Annotated in this window: 23 protein-coding genes and 2 tRNA genes; 7 read left to right on the top strand and 18 right to left on the bottom strand. The window is 62.0% G+C overall.

Going from position 1 to position 25,779, the window contains the following annotated elements; translation table 11 throughout:
• Positions 1 to 36: 36 nt before the first annotated feature.
• Positions 37 to 444: a MarR family winged helix-turn-helix transcriptional regulator gene (locus ACZ5TH_RS05545; protein WP_464794893.1), complete on the top strand. Its 408-nt coding sequence runs from the start codon at positions 37 to 39 to the stop codon at positions 442 to 444.
• Between the two features lie 206 nt (positions 445 to 650).
• Here the strand turns inward: ACZ5TH_RS05545 and ACZ5TH_RS05540 are convergent.
• From ACZ5TH_RS05540 to ACZ5TH_RS05515, 6 genes are all read right to left on the bottom strand, one after another.
• A tRNA-Lys gene (locus ACZ5TH_RS05540) sits at positions 651 to 726 on the bottom strand.
• Between the two features lie 124 nt (positions 727 to 850).
• Positions 851 to 1,966, bottom strand: coding sequence for a rod shape-determining protein RodA (rodA, locus tag ACZ5TH_RS05535; RefSeq protein WP_464794892.1), 1,116 nt, complete (start codon positions 1,964 to 1,966; stop codon positions 851 to 853).
• A complete protein-coding gene (mrdA, locus tag ACZ5TH_RS05530; protein ID WP_464795067.1) occupies positions 1,966 to 4,032 on the bottom strand; it encodes a penicillin-binding protein 2 in 2,067 nt (688 codons plus the stop codon). The genes rodA and mrdA overlap by 1 nt, the downstream gene beginning before the upstream one ends.
• The gene (gene mreD / locus ACZ5TH_RS05525; protein ID WP_464772402.1) at positions 4,029 to 4,556 is read right to left on the bottom strand and encodes a rod shape-determining protein MreD; all 528 of its coding nucleotides are present in this window, start codon (positions 4,554 to 4,556) and stop codon (positions 4,029 to 4,031) included. Before mreD ends, mrdA begins: the two co-directional genes overlap by 4 nt.
• Positions 4,553 to 5,467, bottom strand: coding sequence for a rod shape-determining protein MreC (gene mreC / locus ACZ5TH_RS05520; RefSeq protein ID WP_464772401.1), 915 nt, complete (start codon positions 5,465 to 5,467; stop codon positions 4,553 to 4,555). The genes mreD and mreC overlap by 4 nt, the downstream gene beginning before the upstream one ends.
• Before the next feature lie 18 nt (positions 5,468 to 5,485).
• Positions 5,486 to 6,532 carry a rod shape-determining protein gene (locus ACZ5TH_RS05515; RefSeq protein ID WP_007685698.1) on the bottom strand — a complete coding sequence of 349 codons (1,047 nt, stop codon included), beginning with the start codon at positions 6,530 to 6,532 and terminating at the stop codon, positions 5,486 to 5,488.
• Between the two features lie 159 nt (positions 6,533 to 6,691).
• On the opposite strand from ACZ5TH_RS05515, the gene mutL reads away from it, so the two are divergent.
• Together mutL and ACZ5TH_RS05505 are read left to right on the top strand one after the other, a co-directional pair.
• Positions 6,692 to 8,470, top strand: coding sequence for a DNA mismatch repair endonuclease MutL (gene mutL, locus ACZ5TH_RS05510; RefSeq protein ID WP_464794891.1), 1,779 nt, complete (start codon positions 6,692 to 6,694; stop codon positions 8,468 to 8,470).
• A complete protein-coding gene (locus ACZ5TH_RS05505) occupies positions 8,467 to 9,009 on the top strand; it encodes a hypothetical protein (protein ID WP_464794890.1) in 543 nt (180 codons plus the stop codon). Before mutL ends, ACZ5TH_RS05505 begins: the two co-directional genes overlap by 4 nt.
• A gap of 13 nt (positions 9,010 to 9,022) precedes the next feature.
• Here ACZ5TH_RS05505 and ACZ5TH_RS05500 read toward each other — a convergent pair whose 3' ends face one another.
• From ACZ5TH_RS05500 to ACZ5TH_RS05460, 9 genes are all read right to left on the bottom strand, one after another.
• Positions 9,023 to 9,484: a MaoC family dehydratase gene (locus ACZ5TH_RS05500; RefSeq protein WP_449472530.1), complete on the bottom strand. Its 462-nt coding sequence runs from the start codon at positions 9,482 to 9,484 to the stop codon at positions 9,023 to 9,025.
• Between the two features lie 57 nt (positions 9,485 to 9,541).
• Positions 9,542 to 10,069 carry a DNA-deoxyinosine glycosylase gene (locus ACZ5TH_RS05495; RefSeq protein ID WP_464794889.1) on the bottom strand — a complete coding sequence of 176 codons (528 nt, stop codon included), beginning with the start codon at positions 10,067 to 10,069 and terminating at the stop codon, positions 9,542 to 9,544.
• Positions 10,070 to 10,073: 4 nt separating this feature from the next.
• On the bottom strand, positions 10,074 to 11,174 hold the full coding sequence (ychF, locus tag ACZ5TH_RS05490) for a redox-regulated ATPase YchF (protein WP_464794888.1): 1,101 nt from the start codon (positions 11,172 to 11,174) through the stop codon (positions 10,074 to 10,076).
• Positions 11,175 to 11,243: 69 nt separating this feature from the next.
• On the bottom strand, positions 11,244 to 11,948 hold the full coding sequence (locus ACZ5TH_RS05485) for a DUF2490 domain-containing protein (protein ID WP_464794887.1): 705 nt from the start codon (positions 11,946 to 11,948) through the stop codon (positions 11,244 to 11,246).
• A gap of 61 nt (positions 11,949 to 12,009) precedes the next feature.
• Positions 12,010 to 13,638, bottom strand: a complete 1,629-nt coding sequence (locus ACZ5TH_RS05480) for an alpha-D-glucose phosphate-specific phosphoglucomutase (RefSeq protein WP_464794886.1) — start codon at positions 13,636 to 13,638, stop codon at positions 12,010 to 12,012.
• Positions 13,639 to 13,773: 135 nt separating this feature from the next.
• The gene (gene pth, locus ACZ5TH_RS05475; protein ID WP_464794885.1) at positions 13,774 to 14,343 is read right to left on the bottom strand and encodes an aminoacyl-tRNA hydrolase; all 570 of its coding nucleotides are present in this window, start codon (positions 14,341 to 14,343) and stop codon (positions 13,774 to 13,776) included.
• Between the two features lie 146 nt (positions 14,344 to 14,489).
• Entirely contained in the window at positions 14,490 to 15,104 is a 615-nt protein-coding gene (locus ACZ5TH_RS05470; protein ID WP_464794884.1) for a 50S ribosomal protein L25/general stress protein Ctc, read from the bottom strand.
• Between the two features lie 111 nt (positions 15,105 to 15,215).
• Complete coding sequence (locus tag ACZ5TH_RS05465; protein WP_464795066.1) at positions 15,216 to 16,055, bottom strand: TraB/GumN family protein; 840 nt, start codon at positions 16,053 to 16,055, stop codon at positions 15,216 to 15,218.
• Positions 16,056 to 16,090: 35 nt separating this feature from the next.
• Positions 16,091 to 17,005, bottom strand: a complete 915-nt coding sequence (locus tag ACZ5TH_RS05460; protein ID WP_464794883.1) for a TraB/GumN family protein — start codon at positions 17,003 to 17,005, stop codon at positions 16,091 to 16,093.
• A gap of 163 nt (positions 17,006 to 17,168) precedes the next feature.
• On the opposite strand from ACZ5TH_RS05460, the gene ACZ5TH_RS05455 reads away from it, so the two are divergent.
• The 3 genes from ACZ5TH_RS05455 (at position 17,169) to ppdK (ending at position 23,171) form a co-directional block, all read left to right on the top strand.
• Positions 17,169 to 18,041: a glycine--tRNA ligase subunit alpha gene (locus tag ACZ5TH_RS05455; protein WP_464794882.1), complete on the top strand. Its 873-nt coding sequence runs from the start codon at positions 17,169 to 17,171 to the stop codon at positions 18,039 to 18,041.
• A 109-nt stretch (positions 18,042 to 18,150) separates the two neighbouring features.
• Positions 18,151 to 20,322, top strand: coding sequence for a glycine--tRNA ligase subunit beta (gene glyS / locus ACZ5TH_RS05450; protein ID WP_464794881.1), 2,172 nt, complete (start codon positions 18,151 to 18,153; stop codon positions 20,320 to 20,322).
• Positions 20,323 to 20,471: 149 nt separating this feature from the next.
• Positions 20,472 to 23,171, top strand: coding sequence for a pyruvate, phosphate dikinase (gene ppdK, locus ACZ5TH_RS05445; protein ID WP_464794880.1), 2,700 nt, complete (start codon positions 20,472 to 20,474; stop codon positions 23,169 to 23,171).
• Positions 23,172 to 23,216: 45 nt separating this feature from the next.
• On the opposite strand, the gene ACZ5TH_RS05440 is transcribed toward ppdK, so the two are convergent.
• The gene (locus ACZ5TH_RS05440; protein ID WP_464794879.1) at positions 23,217 to 23,663 is read right to left on the bottom strand and encodes a hypothetical protein; all 447 of its coding nucleotides are present in this window, start codon (positions 23,661 to 23,663) and stop codon (positions 23,217 to 23,219) included.
• Positions 23,664 to 23,804: 141 nt separating this feature from the next.
• Here ACZ5TH_RS05440 and ACZ5TH_RS05435 point away from each other — a divergent pair.
• A tRNA-Arg gene (locus tag ACZ5TH_RS05435) sits at positions 23,805 to 23,881 on the top strand.
• 142 nt (positions 23,882 to 24,023) lie between these two features.
• Here the strand turns inward: ACZ5TH_RS05435 and ACZ5TH_RS05430 are convergent.
• Positions 24,024 to 25,478: a cobyric acid synthase gene (locus ACZ5TH_RS05430; RefSeq protein ID WP_464794878.1), complete on the bottom strand. Its 1,455-nt coding sequence runs from the start codon at positions 25,476 to 25,478 to the stop codon at positions 24,024 to 24,026.
• A 61-nt stretch (positions 25,479 to 25,539) separates the two neighbouring features.
• Entirely contained in the window at positions 25,540 to 25,761 is a 222-nt protein-coding gene (locus ACZ5TH_RS05425; protein ID WP_449472509.1) for a hypothetical protein, read from the bottom strand.
• Between the last annotated feature and the right edge of the window lie 18 nt (positions 25,762 to 25,779).

Here is a 25,779-nt window from a genome sequence, read left to right as displayed (position 1 = left end):
TATTTATCAATGCCCCTTGGCACGCTATGATGTTGCATGGCCGATCAGTTGACCGACAATGACTATGCGGCCCTTGCCGATTTCCGCTTCTCCCTGCGGCAGTTTCAGGCGTTCAGCGAAAGGGAGGCGGCGCAGTGCGGTCTGACGCCCCAGCAGCATCAAGCTCTCCTCGCGATCCGCGCCGCACCACGGGGCAGGGCGACGGTAGGGCATGTCGCGGAACGACTGATCCTGAAACCCCATAGCGCGACCGGACTTATCGACCGACTGGAGGCGCTGGGCCTGGTACGGCGGCGTTTATCGGAGCAGGATCGCCGGCAGGCGCTGCTCGAACTGACTGAGCAGGCGCATGGGATACTCACCACACTCAGCGCTGCGCATCGGCAGGAAATTGGGCGACTGCGGCCGCTGTTGATGGAGTTATTGGAAAGGGTTGCAGTTTAGGGGAAAGTCTTGCGCGCTTCGCGTAAATTCTACGCGTAACGCGTGACTTCGTCATTTTTGGAATGGCATCGTGCAGCCGCAGCCCGCTTCTGTGAAGCGAAATCCGGTCGCGGCATCCGGGACGTGGAAGCCCTCACCGCATGTCCATTAGAACAAGGCGCGGCAACGCCATGGCGGGATGAAATGCTGCATTTTCCAGGAAAAAATGGTGGACGCACTAGGGCTCGAACCTAGGACCCGCTGATTAAGAGTCAGCTGCTCTACCAACTGAGCTATGCGTCCACACTCGCTTTCGGATCGCTCCGTTTGGAGCCTCGCCTTGGCGTGGCCGGGCGGTTAGCATTATCCTCCGGCTTTGCAAACAGTAAATCACCGCAGTGCGGAAAATTTTGCGTCGCGGCTGCTTTTAGCCCCAATTTCCGGGCCGTCTCCTGCCCCGTCGGCTGGAGCGGTCAATGGCCATGATGATCCCGATGCACAGCATGACGGTCAACATGGACGACCCGCCATAGGACATGAAGGGCAGGGGAATGCCGACGACAGGTGCCAGGCCCATCACCATCATGAGGTTGATCGCGACATAGAAAAAGATCGTCGTGGTCAGGCCCGCCGCGACCAGCCGCGCATATTTGTCGTTCGCGCGCAGCGATACGCCGATACCCCACCGGAAGAGCAGCAGGAACGCGCCGATCAGGAAGATCCCGCCGACGAGACCCCATTCCTCCGCCATGGTGGCGAAGACGAAGTCGGTATGCCCCTCTGGAAGATAGTCGAGGTGGCTCTGGGTCCCCTTCAGGAAGCCTTTGCCCCAGATGCCGCCCGACCCGATTGCGATCTTCGACTGGCTGATATGGTAGCCAGCGCCCAGCGGATCGCTTTCCGGGTCCATGAAGATGAGCACGCGCTTTTGCTGATAGTCGTGCAGGAAACTGAAGGCGATCGGGATGATCGCCGCCATCACCAGGCCTGATCCCACGAACAGGCGCAGCGGCAATCCAGCCAGGAACATGACTGTCACGCCGCCCGCCGCGATCATCGTTGCTGTCCCCAGGTCCGGTTGTACAAGAACCAACGCCCATGGCACCCCGATGAGGACGAGTGCGGGCCATATCGCCGTCCAACGGCGGATTTCGCCTACCGGAAGCAAAGCATAAAAACGCGCGACTGCCAGCACGATCATCGGCTTCATGAATTCCGATGGCTGCAATTGCATGAAGCCAAGGTTGATCCACCGCTGACTGCCGCCCGCAACGCCGCCGATCAGTTCGACAAGCACCAGCGAGATCAGAATGGCGCCGTAGGCCGGAAAGGCGAAGCGCGCGAAAAGCTCCAGCGGCACCCGGCTTATGGTGAAGGCCATCACCGAAAAGATAATGAACCGCACGCCCTGGTTGATCGCCCACGGCGTGATGCTGCCGCTCGCCGCGCTGTAGAGCACGAGCGTGCCGAACCCCGCGATGGCGATCAGGATCGCGAGTACGCGCCAGGGGAATTCCGTCAGCGGCTGAGGAACGATGCCCATCAGTCGGCCACCGTGTCGGAGCCGGGCGGCGGCGGCGCATCATCTTCCGCCGCGGGCGACGGCGACGCCGGGGCGGCCGCGTTGAAGGAATTCGTTGCCTGGGCGGCATTGGCGGCCTCTGGCGGCGCCTCGCCCTTTTCGATCGCCTTGGCGAGGCGGAACGCGGCCATCTGGCGGGCCATTCGCTCGGCGGGTGGACCGCCCCAGCCTTTTTCCAGCGTCTCCAGCTTTTCTATCGCCTTCGCCTGATCAAAAAGGAAAGACATGGTGTCGCTGGCGATCATCGGCGCGTCTTCCACTCTGTTGGTATGGCCGCCATGTTCGATGATGCATGCTATCGCGTAGCGGGGATTGTCGAACGGCGCGAAGCCCTGGAACAGGGCGTGATCGCGTAGCTTAAAGGGCAGGGAGGCGTTGCCGCGCACGCCGCCTGCGCGCTCTGACATGGTGATGCGCCGGACCTGTGCCGTACCGGTCTTTCCTGCCATGAGGACGCCGGGAATGCTCATCCGCGCCGCGCCGCCGGTGCCGCCACCATTGACGACGGCGCTCATGGCATCACGGATAGTGACAAGATGTTGCTCCGCAACCCCGACGGGAGCCGGTTCCGGCCTATGAGCGCCATGGATGAAATTGGGCATCAACTGACGGCCGGTAGCCAGACGTGCCGCCATGACCGCCATCTGGAGCGGATTGATGAGCATATAGCCCTGGCCGATCGTGGCATTCACCGTATCGTAGACCTGCCATTTCTGCCCATATTTTTTTAGCTTCCATGCAGGGTCCGGCACTGTGCCATAGCTTTGGCTGGGGAAGGGCAGGGAAAATTTCTGACCCATGCCGACACGATGCGCCATGCTGGCAATGCGGTCCATCCCGATCCGCTGGGCCATCTGGTAGAAATATATGTCGCAGCTCTGCGCAATGGCGCCGCGCATGTCGAGCGCCCCATGCCCGCGCTTTTTGTGGCAGTGGAACAATGTGTTCCCCACTCTGATCGCTCCGGGGCAGTTCACGCGGTCGGCAGGAGAGATGCCCGCTTCCAGAAGGGCGAGCGCGACCATCGGCTTTACCGTCGATCCGGGCGGATACAGGCCTTGCAACGTCTTGTTGCGAAGAGGAATATGATCGTCGCTGGACAGCATTTGCCATTCCAGATGGCTGATACCATCGGAAAAGCTGTTGGGATCGAAACTGGGCATGGAAGCCATGGCCAGCACGTCACCATTCCGGCAATCGATGACGACGACCGACCCACTCTGTGTGGCCAGCCGCCGTCCCGCATATTCCTGCAACCCTGCATCGATCGTCAATTTGATGGATTGACCGGGTGCGTCGGGCCGGGTGGTCAGTTCCCGCACGATCTTGCCCCGCGCCGTAACTTCGACCCGCTTCGCGCCGGGCTTACCCGTCAGTTCCCTGTCGAACGATTTTTCGAGCCCGTCCTTACCCACCTTGAAGCCGGGCGTGATCAGCAGCGGGTCCCTGCGTTCCTCAAAATCCTTGGCTGATGCCGCACCTACATAGCCCAGCAGATGACCCACGGTCGCACCAGCGGGATAGTAGCGCGAAAAGCCTTGGCTGGGCGCAACCCCCGGCAGGTCGGGCAGACGGACGCTGACGGCCGCGAACTGATCATAGGTAAGCTTTTCGGCCACCTGCACGGGGCGGAAGCCGGGTGCCTTTTCCAGTTCCGTCTGGATGCGCTCCACCTCATCGGGGGGTAGCGAGAGAAGCTGCGTCAGGCTGCGGATCGTGCCTTCCGGATCGGTCACGCGTTCGGGGATCAGATCGACGCGAAAGTCCGTCCGGTTATTGGCCAGCGCGCGGCCGTTCCGGTCCAATATCCAGCCACGACGCGGCGGAATCAGAGTCAGGTTAACCCGATTACTTTCAGAGAGGAGATTATATTTCTCGTTTTCAGCGACGCTGATCCAGCCCATGCGGCCGATCAGCATGGCGCCCATTCCTGCCTGCAGCCCGCCTACCACCATTGCCCGTCGGGTGAAGGTGAAGGACAAGGATGCTTCGTTAACGGTCTTACGCTTGAGCTTGGGCAGCTTCATGCCATCACGCGCCAGCGATCGATCCGGGCGCATTGCCGCACCACGAAAGGGAAGAGCAGGATCGTCCAGAGCATTTGTGGCGCGACCAATTCCGGCTTGATGTTTCCTCCGCCGGTAATCCGCGCAAAGAACAGGCCACCGGCGATGCAGAAGATAATGGCTGCCGCCGCGATTAGCCAGTCCTGCCGATAGCTGCGCCACACCATGCGATGTTCAACCGCGTCGATGCCGATTAACATCATGGTCCACAGGAACATCGCCGATCCGATCGGCTGCCCGCTCATGATGTCGTCGAACAGGCCGAGCGGAACGCCGATCCAGACGCGCCACAATTCCGGCCGCAGCAACCGCCATGATAGCAGCAGCAGCAGGCCGAAGGGCGGCATGACCGGCGCTTGTGCGATAACCGGCAGGACCGTGATGGACGATCCGAGCATGACCGTGATGACCGGCGTCCCTGTCAGCCGAAAATTGGACGGGGTGCGGCCCAGCTTGGGAACATGCTGGAGGTGTGGGTCGATCATGGCGCGCTGGCGTTCGCCGCCGCTTCTGCTGGTGCCGCTTCAGGCATAGTGGGGCTACCGCGCGTCACGACCTCTTCAAAAGAGCGTTCGACCACCACCGCATCTACCTTCGCCGGATTGGCGAGCGGCACACCGTAGGCGATCTCGCCTGCTATGCGCACGACAACCGCAACCGGAATATTGGGTTGATAAATACCGCCGACACCTGATGTGACGAGGATGTCGCCGGGGCTGAACGGATTTCGGCCCGCCGCCAGCGAACGGATTTCGACGGTGCCATCTCCCAGCCCGGTTGAGATAGCTGCCACGCTGTCCGTAGCGCGGCGAACCGGCACGATGTTGCTGCTGTCGGTCAGCAGCAACACATCAGCCGTATTGGGCGTCACGCTGTGGATGCGGCCCACCAGGCCCTCGGACGCGCGCACGGGCATGCCGGGGCGGACGCCTTGCCACCGGCCGGCGTTCAGGCGGGCGAAACGGCGAGCGCTGGAGGAAGAGGAGGATATGAGCCGCGCCGTGAGCAGATCGCTCTGATCTTCATCGACCAGTTTCAACAGCTTCTTGAGGCGCAGATTTTCTTGCGCGATCGCCTTTGCCTCGATGATGCGGTTGCGATCCGCATCCACCTGATGGCGCAGGGCGATATTCTGTGATCCGGCGCGCCAATAGGCGGTCAGCACATCGTCGAGCGAACTTGCCCCGCTCACCATGTTGCGCAGGCCGAGCGACGCGGGGCGGGAGATTTCCGCCGTAACCATACGGATCGCCGCGAATCCTGTGGGATCGAAAATTGCCACGGCGATCAGCAGCAAGCCAGCAGCCGCACCCGTCACCGCCACAACATAGCTGGCAAACAGGCTGTACTGCGCCTTGCGGTTATGGCCGGGACGTCGGCTGGATGGCCGCGCCATGCAGTGGTCCCCCTGACCTTAAGCGGTCTGCAGCACGCCTCGGAAGATCGGGTCCTCCATCGCGCGGCCGGTGCCGATGGCAACACAGGTCAGCGGATCTTCGGCGATCGTGACGGGCAGGCCAGTCTCGTCGCGCAATTCATCGTCCAGGCCCTTCAGCAGCGCGCCGCCGCCAGTCAGAACGATCCCCTGATCGACAATGTCCGCCGCCAGTTCCGGCGCAGTATTTTCCAGAGCGATCCGGACACCCTCAACGATGGTGCTGATCGGTTCCGCCAGCGCGTCGGCGATCTGCCCCTGGTTGATCGAGATTTCCTTGGGAACCCCGTTCACCAGGTCGCGACCCTTGATGTGGATGGTTTCGCCCACGCCGTCTTCGGGGGGCTGAGCCACGCCGAACTGCTTCTTGATGCGCTCGGCGGTGGCCTCACCGATCAGAAGATTGTGGTGGCGGCGGACGAACGAAACGATCGCTTCGTCCATCTTGTCACCGCCGACGCGTACGGAAGTGGTGTAGGCAAGACCGCGAAGAGAAAGCACCGCTACTTCGGTGGTGCCGCCGCCAATGTCCACGACCATCGAACCGATCGGCTCGGTCACCGGCATGTCAGCGCCGATCGCGGCGGCCATCGGTTCCTCGATCAGGAAGACCTGGCTCGCGCCCGCATTGCTCGCCGCATCGCGAATCGCGCGGCGTTCGACGCTTGTGGAGCCTGACGGCACGCAGATCACGATCTCAGGGAAGCGCCAGGGGCGCGACTTGCCGCCATGCACCTTCGTGATGAAGTGCTTGATCATCTGTTCGGCGACATCGATGTCGGCGATCACACCATCACGCAGCGGTCGGATCGCCTCGATCGAATCAGGCGTCTTGCCCATCATCAATTTGGCATCGTCGCCCACGGCCTTAACCCGTTTCACGCCGTTCAGTGTCTCCACCGCCACGACCGATGGCTCATTCAGTACAATCCCGCGGCCCCGCACATAGACGACGGTGTTCGCCGTGCCGAGATCGATAGCCATATCCTGGGAGGAGAGTTTGAAAAGTCGCGAAAAGATCGACATGCTTGTTCCTGTTCAGCCCGCCCGTCCCGGCGACGCGAACCGGGGCGTTCGGAGGTCCCTGCCACGTTCCGCCGCCCCTGTCATCATTCCGTGTGATGAGGCAAAATTTTCGGGGGCAACGGCTCGCGGAAAGCGCTCGCTTGGGCTAGTCACTAATCAATGTCAATACGCCGCCTGCCCGAACATCTGGTCAACCGTATCGCTGCCGGTGAAGTGGTCGAAAGACCCGCCAGCGCGCTCAAGGAAATCGTTGAAAATGCGCTGGATGCCGGGGCAAGCCGCATTTTCATAAGGTTAGGCGGCGGCGGGCTCGACCGTATCGAGGTCAGCGACGATGGCTGCGGCATGGCGCCTGACGAGATCGCACTGGCGCTGGAGCGGCATGCGACCTCAAAATTGCCAGACGATGCGATCGAAAATGTATCGACCTTAGGCTTTCGTGGGGAAGCACTGCCATCCATCGCCAGTGTCGCCCGGCTTTCCATCGACAGTCGGCCCAAGGGCCAGGATGGCTGGAACCGCACTGTCGATAATGGCGCGCTACTGTCGGAGGGACCCGCTGCCCTGCCGCCGGGAACCCGCGTGACCGTCGAGCAACTCTTTGCGCGGGTGCCGGCCCGCCGCAAATTCCTGCGCTCGGCCAAGGCGGAATATGCCGCCTGCCTCGATATCGTCCGCCGCCTGGCCATGGCCCATCCGTCCGTTGCCTTCACCATGGAGCATGACGGCCGTCGAGCCGTCGCCGTGCAGGCAGGAGAAGCGCGAGAGGAACGGGTGGCAGCGCTCACCGACCGAGCGCTGGCCGAGAATCATGTGATCGTCTCGCTCGAACGCGAAGGCGTCCGCTTGTCAGGCGTTGCCTCGCTGCCAACCTATAATCGGGGCGTGGGAGACCATCAGTTCCTCTTCGTGAACGGCCGCCCGGTTCGCGATCGCCTGCTGATAGGAGCGGTGCGCGGTGCTTATGCGGATATGCTGGCGCGCGACCGGCATCCCGTGGTGGCTCTGTTCCTCGACGTTCCGCCACTTGAGGTGGACGTCAATGTCCATCCGGCAAAGACGGAAGTGCGTTTTCGTGACCCGGCGATGATCCGGGGCATGATCGTTTCAGGCGTACGGCGCGCACTCGATGCGGAAGGGTTCCGATCCGTGCAGCAGGCCGACCCGGCGAGCCTTTCCGCCTGGAGGGCAGAGCCTGTGTCGCCCACCCCCATCAATGCGCTCCCCATCTTCGAAGCTGCGTCAGCATCCTACACGCCCCCCGCCGCAGCATTCGCTGATCGCCGCCCTTCCTTCTTCGCCCCTCCGCCGCAAGCGCGTGCGGAACCCGCTGCCGCCCCTGCGCCGGAAGGAACCAGCTTCCCGCTTGGCGTGGCGCGTGGGCAGGTTGCCCGCACCTATATCATCGCTGAAGCTGAGGACGGGCTTGTGATCGTCGATCAGCACGCCGCGCATGAGCGCCTGACGCTCGAACGCATGCGCCGCGCGATGGAGGGGCAGGGCGTCGCCGCGCAGGCGTTGCTGCTGCCCGAAGTAGTCGAACTGGACGAGCCCGCCTGCGACCGCCTCGAAACGCGTATCGATGAGTTGCGCGACTTCGGCCTGGAACTGGAGCGGTTTGGTCCTTCCGCCATGCTCGTGCGCGCGGTCCCCGCAATGCTGGGGCAGGGCGACGTGCAGGGGCTAGTCACCGACCTCGCCGATGATCTGGCCGCCTATGACGAGGCGCTGTCGTTGAAGGAACGGCTCGATCTGGTGGCGGCGACGATGGCATGCCACGGATCGGTGCGCGCCGGTCGTGTGCTGAGCGTCACGGAAATGAACGCGCTGCTGCGGGAGATGGAAATCACGCCACGCAGCGGCCAGTGCAACCACGGCCGTCCGACCTGGGTGAAGCTGGGTCATGGCGACATCGAGAAGCTGTTCGGGAGGAAATGACCATGCGCATGATCGCCTGCTTGGCTGCCTTGAGCCTGTCCGCGCCCGCCCTTGCCGCAAAGCAGGGCGCTGATCCATGCCGCAATGCGCCGCTTCCCCCTGAACCATGGACGAGTTGGAACCAGAGCGGCGCGGAGACAGCGGCGGGCGAAGCGGCTTCCGCGCCTCGACTGATCCTCGGCAAGCCCATCGTCGCAACCTTGCGCCCTTCACCGCAGGTCCAATATGCCGTGAAGCCCCGGCGTCAGCAGCCTAAAAGCTATGGCGGCCTCTTCAGCCTGGCGATCAAGGCACCTGCACGGGTGGGCATAGGCCTGTCCGGTTCCGCGTGGGTCGATATTGTCACTGGCCGCAGCGCAGTCGCCTCTGCCGCCCATGGTCACGGCGCCGCATGTTCGGGCATTGCGAAGATCGTCTGGTTCGATCTGCCGCAGGGCTTGCACCTCGTTCAACTGTCGAACTCGTCAGCCAGCCAGATCCGCCTGATGGCTGCGGATGCTCTCGCCAACCAGCCGCTGCCGCCAAAGCGCGACAAATAGGCTGCCGATCCGGTCAGTTCGGACGGGTGCGGAACATCGTGATCGGCATCAGCGTCATGACCGGTTCGTCATGCTGGTTGAAGATCGTCACCTTGCTCTTGATGATGCCCATCTCCGGCCTGCTGCGCGAGGCCTTCTTTTCCACAACCTCTGATGCGCCCCGCAGCGTGTCGCCCGGTCTGACCGGCCGCAACCAGCGCAGTTCATCTATGCCCATGGCACCCAGGCTTGCATCCTGATGTCCACCAGCCTGCATTTTCGCGACGAACATCTTCATGAACAGCGCAGTGGTGTGCCATCCGCTGGCCGACAGGCTGCCAAAATGCGTTTCTGCTGCAGCTTCGTCTGAAAGGTGAAAGGGCTGGGCGTCAAATTCAGCGGCGAAGGCAATGATCTCGTCCCGGCTGACGGTGATTGAACCGAACTCCAGCTTGCTGCCAACTTCCACATCTTCGAAATAGACAATCTCGCTCATGATCCAGCACCTTTCATGTTGCAGACGATCTAGGCGGGCCTTACGTTTACGTCAATGTCAGGATGGCGCGATCCATTGTCGCAGCATCCGCCACAGCTCTGCCTTCTTGTCGCGGGATAGGATGGCGTTAGCGCCACTGCTGGATGGCAGGTCGATTAAGGACAGCCCCGTGTCAGCGCCGATCTGACGGCGGCCATGCACAGACGCCGTCTTGCCGTTGAAGGCAATCGCCCGCAGCGCAGGCAGGCGCGCGATAAAGGCGCCTAAATCCCGAAGTTCCGCGCCACGGATCGCGCTGTCGAGGCTGCCTTCCCGGTCTGCGCTCTCGATCACGTCCCACAAACCAACGCCTCGCCCACGCAAACGCTTCAGCCGCATAGCGTAGGGAAGGGGGCGCAAATCCTCGTCCAGCACATCGCCCATCAGCGACCAGAAAGCGTTGCCGCGATGGGCATAATATTCGCCCTGTCTGATCGAGGCATCACCCGGAAGGCTGCCAAGGATCAGCAACGTCGTGCGTTCATCGACGCTCGGTGGAAAGGCGGCCTTGCGCTGGGCCGGAATCTGGCCGGGCCGCAGCGTCACGGCGTCAGACGTTGAAGCGGAACAGCATGATGTCGCCGTCCTGCGTCACATAATCCTTGCCTTCGGACCGCCACTTGCCTGCTTCCTTGGCTCCGGCCTCGCCATTGAACTGGACATAGTCGGCATAGGCTATGGTTTCGGCGCGGATGAAGCCCTTTTCGAAATCCGTATGGATCGCGCCCGCCGCCTGGGGCGCCTTGGACCCCTTGGTCACGGTCCAGGCGCGTGCTTCCTTCGGTCCCACCGTGAAGAAGGTGATGAGTCCCAGCAATTCATAACCCGCGCGGATGATGCGGGGGAGGCCTGCTTCGGTCAGGCCCAGAGCTTCCAGATATTCGGCGCGCTCCTCGACCGGCATGGTGATGAGTTCGGCTTCGATCGCGGCCGATACGATGACCGCCTTCGCGCCCTCTGCCGCAGCCTTCTCGAACACACGAACGGAATGGGCATTGCCCTCCGCCGCCGCTTCTTCTTCGACATTGCAGACATAGAGGACTGGCTTGGCGGTCAGCAACTGGGCCTGCTGGAAGATGCGGGCCTCCTCGTCATCGGCGGGCTGCGTCAGCCGCGCGGGCTTGCCGTCGCGCAGCAGGTCCAGCGCCTTGCCCAGCACGGACGCCGCCACCTTGGCTTCCTTGTCGCCTTGCGCCGCCTTCTTGACGAAGTTTGGTACGCGCTTTTCAAGCGATTCCAAGTCCGCCAGCATCAACTCAGTCTCGACGGTCTCCGCGTCGGCGATGGGATCGACCTTGCCCTCGACATGGGTGATGTCGCCATCTTCGAAGCAGCGCAGGACGTGGACGATGGCGTCCGTCTCGCGGATGTTGGCGAGGAACTGGTTGCCCAGCCCTTCGCCCTTGGAAGCGCCGCGAACCAAGCCTGCAATATCGACGAAGGACAGCTGCGTTTCGATGATCTTGGCGCTGCCGCCAATCTTGGCGATGGTCTGAAGCCGGTCGTCGGGCACGGCGACGCGGCCTTCATTGGGCTCGATCGTGCAGAAGGGATAGTTCGCCGCCTGCGCCGCCTGCGTTTCAGTCAGCGCATTGAACAGGGTGGACTTGCCCACATTGGGAAGCCCGACGATACCGCAACGAAAACCCATGGAACTGCCTTCACGTCAAAATGATGGCCGGGCCGATAGCCTGTTCCGCGTCCGAAGGCCAGCCTGTGCTCAGCGGCGGAAGAAGAGGGTAATCGATGCGACATGGTTCATGCGCTGGTTCCCGCCCCGCTGATTGATCAACTGGTTGAGATAGCCGATCTCGGCCGTCGACTTGCCCATCAGCTTGACCTCCGCGCCGACGAAGCTGCGCAACTGGTCGAAGCCCGCTCTCTGCCCCCAATCCGTGCTGTTGAGAGCGGCAAATCCTTCCGCATAGACCAGCGCATTGACGGCTTGACTGTCAGGTTTCAGCGGCTTTTCATAGCGGAGCATCTCCCGCAGCCGCCATCCCATGCCGCTGCCATCCGAACGCCAGCGTTGCTCCAGCCGCGTACGGGACGACAGTTCGCCGTCCCATGGCTTGGCGATCGTCCAGCTGATCTGCTGAAAACTGCGCTCTTCATTGACGTCGCGCCCGCCTTGCGACGGCAGGACGATATGCGCATAGCCCTGATAGACGGACAGCGCTGGCGACAGCTTCCATCCCACCGCACCGCGCAGGAGAGTCTGGTCGGCCCGTGAGACGCCATTGCCGAACCGAGGCTGGATCTCGGCGAAATAGATGAGGTCGCCGCTGACCGGCCCCATGGCAGTCAGATTGAGCCAGACCTGCTTATCTTCGGCCGTCGCCGCACGCGCAGTAGCGCCGGTTACGAGGGTGCAGGCGGCTAAAAATGCGGGGAAAGAACGAGCAATAGTGCGGGAGCGAAACATGGCGCGTCCCTAGCCTTTCGCTCTTGCCGCCCCATGTCCCTCAGATAACTTTTTATGTCTGTCAGGTGATCACGCTCGGCCGGTCCATGCTGGTAAATCCAGCGATATCTGCGATTTCTTGCGCGGCCTGGACCAGCGGCGCGAGGGCATCGGCGGTTTCCATGCCAAGGTTGCCGTCATGATCCACATAGCGTTCAATATAGACGCGCAAGGTAGCGCCTTCGGTGCCGGTGCCGGAGAGACGGAACACGATGCGCGATCCATCTTCGAACAGGATGCGGATACCCTGATTGTGGCTGACGGACTGGTCGGTAGGATCAGTATAGGCGAAATCATCCGCGCTCTTCACCGTTCCGCCGCTATTGGAGGTGCCGGGCAGGGTGGATAGCTTGCCCCGCAGCGCAGCCATCAGCGCGTCGGCGCGGTCCTTGGCGATGGCTTCATAGTCATGGCGCGCATAATAGTTGCGGCCGTAGGTGGCCCAATGCGCCTGCATGATCTCCGACACGCTTTGCCTGCGGGCCGCCAGGATGTTGAGCCACAGCAGTACGGCCCAGATGCCGTCCTTTTCCCGGACATGGTCCGAACCCGTGCCCGCGCTTTCCTCGCCGCAGATCGTCGCCATGCCCGCGTCCAGCAGATTGCCGAAAAATTTCCATCCGGTTGGCGTCTCGTAAAGCGGTATACCCAGCTTTTCCGCGACACGATCGGCAGCGCCGCTGGTCGGCATGGACCGCGCAATGCCCTTGAGGCCTTTTGCATAGCCCGGTGCGAGATGCGCGTTGGCCGCCAGTACCGCGAGCGAGTCCGATGGCGTCACATAGCAGTTACGGCCGATGATCAGGTTTCGATCTCCATCCCCGTCCGACGCCGCGCCGAAGTCGGGCGTGCTTTCACCCATCATGCGGTCATACAATTCCTTTGCGTGGACGAGGTTCGGGTCGGGGTGGTGATGGCCAAAGTCGGGCAGGGGTGTGCCGTTGCGTACGGTTCCCGATGGCGCGCCCAAACGCCGCTCGAAAATCTCTGTGGCATAAGGGCCGGTGACTGCGCTCATCGCGTCAAAGGAGAGGGTGAAGCCTTCGGCGATCATCTCCCGAATGGCTGAAAAGTCGAACAATTGCTCCATCAGATCGGCATAAGCGGCAACCGGGTCGACCACTTCGACCGTCATTCCGCCAAGCTGGGCCTTGCCGATGGTGTCGATATCGATGTCGTCTGCATCGACTATCCGATAGCTGTCGATCGTGAGCGTGCGGGCGTGAATGGCGTCCGTCACTTTCTCCGGCGCGGGGCCGCCATTGCCCACATTATATTTGATGCCGAAATCCTCGTCCGGGCCTCCGGGATTATGGCTGGCCGACAGAACCAGACCGCCGAACGCGCCCGACGATCGGATCAGGTGCGATGCCGCAGGGGTCGACAATATGCCGCCTTGCCCAACCAGCACCCGGCCAAAGCCATTTGCCGCCGCCATCTTGAGCACGATCTGGATGACTTCGCGGTTGAGATACCGCCCGTCGCCGCCGACCACCAGAGTCTGTCCTCCGAAGTCGGCCAGGCTGTCGAACACCGACTGCACGAAGTTGGCGGCGTAATGCGGCTGTTGAAAGACGCGGACCTTTTTGCGCAGGCCGGAAGTGCCCGGCTTCTGGTCATTGAAAGGCTTTGTTGAGACGGTCAGTATCACCTGTATCCCTTTGGGAAGTGGAGCAGGCGTCTTCTATGGCCCGGCAATGCTGCACTGCGCAATCCATTCCCCTGATTTTACCGTACGGACAGGGCGGCGGAACGGACTTTCACTTATTAGCGCATCTTCTGCGGATCAGTCCGCCAGCCTGAGCGCAACCTCATTCATGAAGCGTGCGTCGTCGCCCTTGGCCAGCCATTCGGCTTCCGCGCCGATCGCGCCCAGCATGTCGGCCAGCGCATCCATCTCACTTTTGTGATAATTGCCAAGCACATAGCCATGCACTCGGTCCTTGTGCCCCGGATGCCCAATGCCGATCCGCACGCGCCGGAAGTCCGGCCCGATGTGCGCGTCGGTCGACCGCAGGCCGTTATGCCCGGCGTTGCCACCGCCGCGCTTCACCTTCACCTTCATCGGCGCAAGGTCGAGTTCGTCGTGAAAGACCGTCACGTCCTCCGGCGCCAGCTTGTAGAAACGCATCGCGTCCCCGACTGACCGACCACTTTCGTTCATGAAGGTGGCGGGCTTCAGCAGGATGATCTTCTCAGGTCCGATGCGGCCCTCCTGCACCCATCCCTGAAACTGCTTTTTGGGCGGGGAGAAGCGGTGCATGTCGGCGATGACGTCGGCCGCCATGAAGCCGACATTATGCCGGTGCATCGCATATTGGGTGCCCGGATTGCCCAGCCCGACCCAGATCTGCATCCCATGTCTCCAAACAAAGCGAACCCCCGTTCGCCTGAACCCGCCGAAGGACCTCTCTTCTCTTTCAAGGAAAAGCAAAGGGCTTTGACAGGCTCAGCCCGAACGGGGGTGAGCAAACCGGTAATCGGTAAGCCGGGGTGAAAGGCTTATTCGCCTTCCGCCGGAGTTTCGTTGTCGCCCTCGGCGCTCTTCATGGCGGAAGGAGCAACGATGGTCGCGACGGTGAAGTCGTTCTCATCATGCGCAGCCTTCGCGCCCTTGGGCAGCTTCACCGAGCCGATGTGGATCGATTCGCCCACGTCGAGACCCGTCAGGTCGACAACGACGTCGTCGGGGATTTCGGCCGCATCGACGATCAGTTCGATCTCGTGCGCGACGATGTTGAGCACGCCGCCCTTCTTCAGGCCGGGCGAGGCATCTTCATTGTCGAAGCGAACCGGCACGTTGACGTGGACGGTGGCATGTTCCGAAACGCGCAGGAAGTCGGCGTGCAGCGGGCGATCGCTCACGGGATGGAAGGCGACGTCCTTGGGCAGGGTACGAACCTGCTTGCCGCCAACCTCGACCATGACGACCGAGTTGAAGAAGTGGCCGGTGCCGAGCAGCTTGTTGAGGAGCTTTTCCTCGACGTGGATCGACTGGGGTTCTTCGTTGTTACCATAGATGACGGCGGGTACGCGGCCCTCACGGCGGAGAGCGCGGGAGGCTCCCTTGCCTGCCCGATCGCGTGCCTCTGCCGACAGCGTAAGCTGCTCGCTCATTGCGTGTCTCCAAAAGCTGATATGTCAAAACTTCCCGCAACGCCTCCAGGGATGACCATCACGGGAAGGCGGCCCTGTAGCAGAAAGGCGGGCAAAGGCAAGGGCGCGGCGCTATTGCACCCGCGTCACCTTGTAGCCACGCGCCTCAATCAAGCTGATGAGATTGTGCCGCCCGGTAAGATGCCCCGTGCCCACAGCGATGAAGGGGCGCCCCTTCAACTTCGTGATAGCTGCGCTCCAGTCCCGATTGCGGGAAACCAACACCGCCTTTTCAACCACCGGGTCGGGCTGTTCTCCACCCTGATCCTCCCGCGCGATCGCGGCCATGTCACCCTTCAGCCAGGCATGAAGAATGCGCTCATACAGCGCCTTCATCCCCTTGGCCTCCATTACAGTCTGGGTCAGAAGCTGACGTTGCGAACCCTCGGGCAAGGTATCAAAGGCGCCAAATTGCCGCGCCACCGTCTCCAGTCCCCCGATCGGCTTGCCCGCTTCCTGAAACGCGGCGATCAGGACCGGCTCGACGCCCGCGCTGGCGCTTAGGTGCAGCGACTGCTGCGCCGCCGCCGAAAGCAGCATCGCGGCCGCCCAGCTTTCATATCCGGACAGAAGCTGCATATTAGCGCCTCCCTCGCCAGCAATCCGCCGAAGCTCATCCCGCTTGTCCGCAGGCACACGGGCCTCGAGCGTGGGGAGATCGGGGCTGCGGCCCATCTTCTCGAACAGCGCCCTCGTTCGCGTCTCGTCCTGAATTTCCGCGGTTTCGAGCACCAACTGGTCCGAAGCGTCCATCGCCTGCTCAATCTTGCCGGTTCGCCAGCCGACCCCCTTGGGCAGCACATGAATGGTTCCGAACAGCCATCCATCGACCCCATGCCCCTGCACCCGCCACAGGGCAGGCCCGCCGCCCTCCGGAGGAGAAACCGGCTCCGGCCCGCACGCCGCGATCATCAGCAGCGCGCACAGGCCCAGCCATCGCAGCAAGTTCACTCGGCGACCCTGGCCGATGCGACGTTCATTCCCTTCAACTGCTCTTGCACGCTACCCTTGCCCGCCAGATGCCCGGCACCGACGGCGATGAACACCGTTCCCGGCCGCGCCAGCCGTTCCTTGATCCACTTGGCCCAATTCATGTTCCGCTGAAGCAGCAGAACCTGAGCCAGTTCCGGCGTCGCTTCGAGCGATTCGTTCATTTCAGCGGCCAGCTTGTCTGGATCGCCCTCCTGCCAATGCGCGATCAGGCTGGAGAACTCCTTGTCCATGTCCGGCAGGCCCTCAACGGTAGCGTTCAGGAACTTCACCTGACTGTCCATCGGCAGCCCGGCAAAATAGCCCAATTGCTGCTCTACTGTCTCCAGAGCGCCTATCTTCTTGCCCGCAGCCTTTGCTGCTGACGTCAGTGTCTTCTCCGCGCCAAGGTCCGCTTCGTATCCCAGTTTTTCGAGCGGCTTCACCGCCAGCGCCATGCCAGCCATCCAGGGGTTGAACGGCTCGAACATCTGCCAGGGCAGGCCGTTCGCTGCCATCGCCGTCTGATATTTGCCCCGCATGTCGGCATCCAGACGATCCGACAGCTTCACCCCGTCACGCGCCAGGCCCGTTTGCGCCATGGAAGCAGCCATCGCCTGCGGATTCTCTGGCTCGACAATCTCCAGAACCAGCTCGTCCGACCCATCAAAGGCCCGCTTGATGCCGCCCTTGAACCACTCAGTTCCCGGTTTCAGCACATGAACCGTGCCAAAGAGATAGATCGTCGTATCCTCATCCTTCACCTGCCATAGGGCGGGCGTCACATAGGCGGCCCTTGCCGCTGGCGGACGAGCGTTGGCCTGCGGTTCCTGAGTGCAGCCGCTTAGCAGCAGCAAGCCTGCAACCATCAAGCGCGAAAGCGACCATTTCATACCGGCTATCGATCCATTGCGAAGAGTTTCGCCATATCCATGCGGGGCAGGGGGCGTTTGGGCAAGCGGATTAACCGCCTTTAAGCCCGCTTTTCCTTGACCCAAAAGCCCTCCTGCGCCAAGGCGCGCGCGATCAAACCGTCATTTTCGCAAGGGACCGTCCGTGGCGACAGGAAAGCCGCTCTCCTTTCAGGACCTGATCCTGACCCTGCACGCCTATTGGGGAAAGCAGGGCTGTGTCATCCTGCAACCCTATGACATGGAGGTCGGCGCGGGCACGTTCCACCCCGCCACCACCTTGCGCAGCCTTGGCCCGGACGCCTGGAATGCCGCCTATGTGCAGCCCAGCCGCCGCCCGACCGACGGTCGCTATGGCGAAAACCCCAATCGCCTCCAGCATTATTACCAATATCAGGTGATCATGAAGCCGTCCCCGGCGAACCTTCAGGAGCTGTATCTGGGGTCGTTGGTCGAGATCGGCATCGATCCGCTGATCCACGACATTCGCTTCGTTGAGGATGACTGGGAAAGCCCGACGCTCGGCGCCTGGGGTCTTGGCTGGGAAGTCTGGTGCGATGGCATGGAAGTTACCCAGTTCACCTATTTCCAGCAGATGGGCGGCTTCGACTGCAAGCCGGTCGCGGGCGAGCTAACCTACGGCCTCGAACGCCTCGCCATGTATATTCAGGGCGTGGACAGCGTCTATGACCTGAAGTTCAATGACGCAGGCGTCACCTATGGCGATGTGTTCCTCGCCAACGAACAACAGATGTCGAAATGGAATTTCGAGATCGCCGACACTGAAAAGTTGTTCCGCTGGTTCAAGGATGCCGAAGCCGAGTGCAAGGCGTCGCTGGAGGCTGGCGTCCCGCTCGCCGCCTATGATCAGGCAATCAAGGCAAGCCACGTCTTCAACCTGCTCCAGGCCCGCGGCGTCATCTCCGTCCAGGAACGCGCCAGCTACATCGGCCGCGTCCGCGACCTTGCGAAAGGCTCCTGCGAAAAGTGGATGGAAGTAAACGGGTGGGCCGCATGATGCAGATGTTCAACACCGTCATCCCAGCGCAAGCTGGGATCTCATGCCCCACGCGCTACATCATTCGGCATCAGACCCCATCCTCCTCTAACGCTGCGGAGAAAATCGCATGACCGATTTCCTCCTCGAACTCCGCTGCGAAGAAATCCCGGCCCGGATGCAGCTCAAGGCATCCGAAGACCTCGCCCGCTTGTTCAATGAGCACGTGGGAGCATTGAACCTTACTCCGGGGAAAGTGACGACTTATGTAACTCCCCGGCGGCTCGCGCTAATTGCTCATGATCTTCCAAATCAGACAGAAGCTGTCAGTGTTGAATTTAAGGGACCGCGTACGAGTGCTCCCGAGCAAGCACTTGAGGGCTTTCTGAGGAAAATTGGCATCAGTCGCGATAAAATAGAAGATCGTGATGGGACTTGGTTTGCTGTCGCTACATCTCCCATGCGAAGCACCGCCGAGGTCCTCGCCGAAGCCGTCCCGGCCGTCGTCCGCGCCTTCCCCTGGCCCAAGTCCATGCGCTGGGGCACAGCCTCGCAGACAACCGAAAGCCTCCGCTGGGTTCGCCCGTTGCAGGGCATCGTCGCGATCCTCGGCGAAGACCTTGTCGATATCGAGATCGAAGGCACGCGCAGCGGCTACGCCACGCTCGGCCACCGTTTCCACCACCCCGGCGAAATCACCATCGGCGGCGCGCACGACTATGTCGAAAAGCTGCGCGCCTGCCATGTGATCGTCAGCCATCAGGAACGTCAGTCGATCATCGAGGTAAAGGCGAACGAAGCCGCCGCCGCGAAGGGCTACACCGTGATCGAGGACAAGGGCCTCATCGCGGAGAATGCTGGCCTGACCGAATGGCCGGTGCCCTTGCTCGGCGATTTCGACCCAGCCTTCCTCGAGGTGCCACCTGAAGTAATCCAGCTAACCCTACGGATAAATCAGAAATATTTCGTGCTGCGTGACGGCGCGGGCAAGCTTGCGCCCGCCTTCATCTGCACGGCCAATATCGAAGCTAAGGACGGCGGCGAAGCCATCATCGCAGGCAACCGCAAGGTCCTCGCCGCGCGCTTGTCCGACGCCCGCTTCTTCTGGGAACAGGACCGCAAGACGAGGCTCGAGGACCACGCCAAGAAGCTCGAACGCATCACCTTCCACGAAAAGCTAGGCACCGTCGCCGACAAGGTCAACCGCGTAGGCAAGCTTGCCCGCTGGTTCGTAGAACAAGGTATCGTCACAGCAAAGTCTCCCCTCCCGCAAGCGGGAGGGGCCGGGGGTGGGCAAGTCCCAACGACCGAGCAACTCGCAGACCTAGCCGAACAAGCCGCCCGCCTCGCCAAAGCTGACCTCGTCACCGAAATGGTCGGCGAGTTCCCCGAACTCCAAGGCATCATGGGCGGCTACTACGCCCGCGCCGAAGGGCTGCCGGATGCCGTGGCCGACGCCATCCGCGATCATTACAAGCCGGTTGGGCAGGGGGATGAGGTGCCAACCGCGCCCGTAACGATTGCTGTTTCTCTGGCTGATAAGCTCGATACGATCGTTGCTTTCTTCGCCATTGATGAAAAGCCGACAGGCTCAAAGGATCCATTTGCTCTTCGGCGCGCCGCTCTAGGCGTCCTTTCCCTGCTCCTGATCAATGGGTTGAGAACAGGCTTGCAGTCGCCTCTATTGAAAGCCATCGGCGCAGTGGAAGAGATTGATGCGGTTGAGGATATATCTGCCGCAGCGGAGCAATTTAAAGGCGCGCCTTTTGCTTTTGGCAATGCGCTGTGGCCTCTTGTGCTGGATTTCTTCGCCGACCGCCTAAAAGTCCAGCAAAAGGAAGCAGGCGTCCGTCACGACCTGATCGACGCCGTATTCGCCCTCGGCGGAGAGGACGATCTCGTCCGCCTGCTCGCCCGCGTGAAGGCCCTCCAATCCTTCATCGCCACCGACGACGGCACGAACCTCCTCGCCGGATACAAGCGCGCCGCCAACATCCTGAAGAAGGAAGGCGTGGAGACCGCCGAAAAGGTCGAACTGACCTACACCCCCGAACCAGCCGAAGCCGATCTCATCGCCGCCCTCGACACCGCCGAACCCCGCGCCACAGCAGCTGTCACGGCGGAAGATTTCGAAGGCGCGATGGCCGCACTCGCAACATTGCGCGCGCCGATCGACGCCTTCTTCGACAAGGTCACCGTGAACGACGCTGATCCGGCCAAGCGGTCGGCTCGCCTCGCGCTGCTGGCGCGGGTGCGGGACGCCGTGCATGCGGTCGCCGACTTCTCGAAAATTGCAGGATAGTTCAGAAAAGTCCGACGCTTCACGGCGATAGAGGATAGAGAAGAACAAAGGATCATCGTAAAAGCGGGTGCGTTCATCGCCCCGCCTGTTGTAGGAAAGTTGCTGCAACGCACAAATACACGGCAATCAGTGCAGGGAGAGCCGGGACTATGTTGACAATGGAAGAGGCCAGCATGAGCACGACCGCGACGCGTTATGTCTATCGTTTCGGCGGCGGCGTCGATGATGGTGGCAAGGGTAACAAGAATCTCCTCGGCGGCAAGGGCGCCAATCTGGACGGCATGGCCGCCATCGGCCTGCCGGTGCCTCCGGGCTTCACCATCACGACCGAGATGTGCACCCGCTATTATGAAGATGGCGGCGTATTCCCGGACAGCCTGAAGGCGGAAGTCGCGAACGGCATCGCCCATATCGAAGGCGTAACCGGCAAGAAGTTCGGCGACGCGGCCGACCCGCTGCTCGTCTCCGTCCGCTCCGGGGCTCGCATTTCCATGCCGGGCATGATGGACACGGTCCTCAACCTTGGCCTCAACGACGAAACCGTGGTCGGCCTCGCCACTGCGAGCGGCGACGAGCGTTTCGCCTGGGACAGCTACCGCCGTTTCATCCAGATGTATTCCGACGTGGTGCTGGAACTCGACCATGGCGCGTTCGAGGAAGCCCTCGAAATCGCCAAGGAAGATCAGGGCTACACGCTCGATACGCAGATGACCGCCGACGACTGGAAGGCGCTCGTGGCCGAGTATAAGGCCCTTGTTTCAAAGCTCTGGAACAAGCCTTTCCCGCAGGACGTAAACGACCAGCTGTGGGGCGCAATCAGCGCCGTGTTCGGCAGCTGGCAGGCCGACCGCGCCAAGGTCTATCGCCGCCTGAACTCCATTCCGCACGATTGGGGAACCGCCGTAAACGTGCAGGCGATGGTGTTCGGCAATATGGGCGACACCTCGGCCACCGGCGTCGCCTTCACCCGCGACCCGGCGACCGGCGAGAACGCTTACTACGGCGAATATCTGATCAACGCCCAGGGCGAGGACGTGGTGGCGGGCATCCGCACCCCGCAATATCTGACCCTTCAGGCACGCGAGCGGGCAGGGGCCAAGCCGCTGTCGATGGAAGAGGCGATGCCGGAAACCTATGCCGAACTGGCGCGGGTGTTCCAGATCCTCGAAACCCATTATCGCGACATGCAGGACATTGAGTTCACGGTGCAGCAGGGCAAGCTCTGGATGCTCCAGACCCGCTCGGGCAAGCGCACCGCCAAGGCCGCGCTCAAGATCGCCGTCGATATGGCGACCGAGGGCCTGATCACCGAGCAGGAAGCCGTCGCCCGCGTCGATCCCGCCGCGCTCGACCAGCTTCTCCACCCGACGCTAGACCCCAAGGCGCCCCGCGATGTGCTGACCAAGGGCCTGCCTGCCTCGCCGGGCGCGGCCTCGGGCGCGATCGTGTTCGATGCCGACACCGCCGAACGCCGCAATGAGCTGGGCGATTCCGTCATACTCGTTCGGGTAGAAACCAGCCCGGAAGACATTCACGGCATGCACGCGGCGAAGGGCATCCTGACCGCGCGCGGTGGCATGACGTCACACGCCGCCGTAGTGGCGCGCGGCATGGGCCGCCCCTGTGTTTCCGGCGCGGGCAGCCTGTCGATCGACAACGCCGCCAAGACTCTGCGCATCGAGGGCCGCACCCTCAAGGAAGGCGACATCCTTACCATCGACGGCTCGACCGGCGAGGTGATGGCGGGCGAAGTCCCGACCGTGCAGCCCGAACTGGCGGGCGATTTCGGCGTCCTGATGGCATGGGCCGACAAGGTCCGCCGCTTGCGTGTCCGCGCCAACGCTGAAACCCCCCAGGACTGCCAGGTCGCGCGTGAGTTCGGCGCGGAGGGCGTCGGCCTCTGCCGTACCGAACATATGTTCTTCGACGCCGCCCGTATCACCGCCGTCCGCGAGATGATCCTCGCCGACAGTGAAAAGGGCCGCCGCGTCGCCCTCGACAAGCTGCTCCCGGAGCAGCGCGACGACTTCGCGCAAATCTTCATGGTCATGGCGGGCCTGCCCGTCACCATCCGCCTGCTCGACCCGCCGCTTCACGAATTCCTGCCGCATGGCGAAGCGGAGTTCGAGGAAGTGGCCAAGGCCGCAGGCGTCGGCGTCGATGCGCTCAAGCGCCGCGCCGCCGAACTGCACGAGTTCAACCCGATGCTCGGTCATCGTGGTTGCCGTCTGGGCGTCACTTACCCCGAAATCTACGAGATGCAGGCCCGCGCCATCTTCGAGGCGGCGCTGCTCGTCAAGCAGCGCAGCGGCGAGGCGCCGATCCCGGAAATCATGATCCCGCTCGTCGCCACCAAAAAGGAGCTGGAGCTGATGAAGGCGATCGTCGATCGCGTCGCCAGCGAAGTGTTCGCGGAGCAGGGCGCATCGGTGGAATATCTCGTCGGCACCATGATCGAACTGCCGCGCGCTGCGCTGAAGGCAGGTGAGATCGCCGAAGTGGGCGAATTCTTCTCCTTCGGCACCAACGACCTCACCCAAACCACCATCGGCATCAGCCGCGATGATGCGGGCCGGTTCCTGACGCAATATGTGGACAAGGGCATCTTCGCCCGCGACCCGTTCGTCAGCATCGATGTTGAGGGCGTGGGCCAACTCATCGAACTGGCCGCCGAACGCGGCCGCGCGACCCGTCCGGGGATCAAACTCGGTATCTGCGGCGAACATGGCGGCGATCCGGCCTCCATTGCCTTCTGCGAGGCTACCGGTCTCGATTATGTCTCGGCCTCGCCCTACCGCGTACCGATTGCCCGCTTGGCCGCCGCTCAGGCTGCATTGGCAAAGAAGTAAGGATCCAGCCCCTCCCGCAACCGTGGGAGGGGCACCCGGACCTTGTTACGCCTCCAGGTAGCGCCGCTCATGCTCGCGCACCTTGCCCGCTTCGAGCAGCCGCGCCTGCAGGCGCCATTCCTCGCGTTCGATGGTCCCTGGCTCTCGCCCCAGTTTTGATTCCAGCGCAGCCTGCTCCTCACGATCAATCGATCCGAGCTGCGCATAGCTGTGATAGCCTGCAGCCTTTAACTCAGCAGCGTCTTTCGCCGAAATTCCTCTGATCCGCGTCAGGTCATTTCGTTCGCCGGAAATATCTCCAGCCTCCGCTCTACGGTCAGAAGCAACAGCGGCGATCCGCGCATCACGCTCCTTAATCGTTTCACGATGAGCCAACCTCTCATCACGCCACAGCCGCTTATATTTTCCCCGACCGCTGATCATCAGGCCGATCACCAATCCAATAGCCAGCGCGATCACGAGCAGCGAAATCTCGTTCAAAGTGAAAGCCATGCTTCGCCTCCTTGCCCCTGTTCGCAACGAGCCAGCGCTGCAAAAAGTTGCGCTGGCGAAACTGCCGAGCGGACGCCGTAAAAAAACTGAAAAAAGGGGGTTGCTCAATCTCCCGCCCCCCTCTATCTGCCGCTCCACAACGCGCCCGTAGCTCAGCTGGATAGAGCATCAGACTACGAATCTGAGGGTCGGACGTTCGAATCGTTCCGGGCGCACCATTTTCTTTTCACGGAAAATCAGTGACTTATAAGGCGCCCCTGTGGGATTGCTTTAGCTGTTCCTGTTTACGTGGTTTCAGATGATGCAGGGATTTCGCAGGCCCCTGTATATCCAGCGCTAGTTAAGCACGATCGCGATCTTTCAGCCGCGGTTGGCGATCCTGATCATCGCATCGATATCAACATGTCGTTCCAGTTGCTCTGCAATGTCGTCCAGCGCCCGATCGACCGATGCGGAATAATCCACGCCTTCAGAATGAACGCCGATCGAGGCCATTAATCCGGCGCGAGCGCCTGTGCTGGCAAACAGGCCATGGACATAGGTGCCCGATACAAGGCCATCGGCGCTGATCGCGCCATCGACCCGCCCATCGTCCAATCGAGCGAAGGGATGCGCACAGTCCGGCCCTTCGGTAGAGCCGAGATGCATTTCATACCCCTGGAAACTCTGCGCCCAGGCCGTGCCCGCCACTCTTTCCAGCGACTTAGTGCCCGTCAGCCGCGTTTCGATGTCGAGCAGGCCCAGCCCCTCGATGCTGCCGGGTTCACCCTCAATTCCATCCGGATCAGAGATGCGCTTACCAAGCATCTGATAACCACCGCAAATTCCCAATATAGGCTTGCCCTGACGATGATGTGAAAGGATGTCGATGTCCCAACCTTCGGCTCGCATTGCGCGCAGGTCGGCGATCGTCGCCTTGGATCCCGGCAGGATGATCAGGCTGGCTTCGGCTGGAATGGGCTGGCCGGGCGGCACCATCACAAGTGTCACCTCTGGTTCCAGCTTGAATGGGTCCAGATCGTCGAAATTCGCGATGCGGGGCAGGATAGGGCAGGCGATGACGATGCGCTTGCCACCCCCGCCGCTCGGCCGTTCCAGCACGACCGCATCCTCGCTGGGCAACCGTGCGGTAGCGGTAAGCCATGGCACCACGCCAAATCCCCGCCAGCCCGATAATTGCTCGATCTGCCGATAACCGTCTTCGAACAAGGCCGGGTCGCCCCGGAACTTGTTGATCAGGAACCCCCGTATCATCGCCGCGTCCGCCGGATCGATGACAGCTTTCGTGCCTGCGATCGTAGCGATCACGCCGCCCCGGTCTATGTCGCCGACCAGTATGACCGGCACGTTGGCGGCGCGCGCGAACCCCATGTTCGCGATGTCCCCGTCCCGCAGGTTGATTTCCGCTGGAGAGCCAGCCCCCTCGACCACGACGATATCGCATTGCTGCTGTAGTCGGTCGTAGCTTGCCAACACCGCGTCCAATAGTTCGGCACGAGCCGTCCGGAAGTTACCGGCGTTCAGCGCGCCGCGAACCTTCCCATGGACCACCAACTGCGATGTACGATCCGCCTGCGGCTTCAGCAGTACGGGGTTCATGTCGCTGTGTGGCTCTACGCCAGCGGCCAGCGCCTGCAGAGCCTGCGCCCTGCCAATCTCTCCGCCATCGATGGTGACGGCTGCGTTGTTCGACATATTCTGCGGCTTGAATGGGCGCACACTGTAGCCCCGACGCACCAGCGCCCGGCACAATCCCGCGACGAGTACCGACTTTCCAACGTCGGACCCTGTTCCCTGAAGCATGATAGCGGCCATGATGCCGCTCCTGCATGGCTGTCCGTCGCCGGTCAACCGCCGCTTTGCGGAAGGCAATTATTCAGAAGATGAGGCGCCGCCGCATCTCAACGGCATCGATGATCATCCCGCCTGCCATGAACACCGATCCGGTGCATGCCAGGGCGAGCAATTGTCCGCCGAAACCGGGATATTGCTGGAGATAGACGATGCCGCGCTCGGTGGCGCCCAGCGCGAGCGCATAGATGACCAGGAACGCCTCGAACTTCGTCTTGATCGTAAAGAGGCGCTTGATCCGTTCCATCGTCCCACTCGAGCTGTG

The organism is Sphingobium sp. TomTYG73, assembly GCF_055394245.1.
The sequence above is the reverse complement of the archived record's forward strand: the minus strand, read 5'-3'. Positions and strand labels throughout refer to the sequence as shown.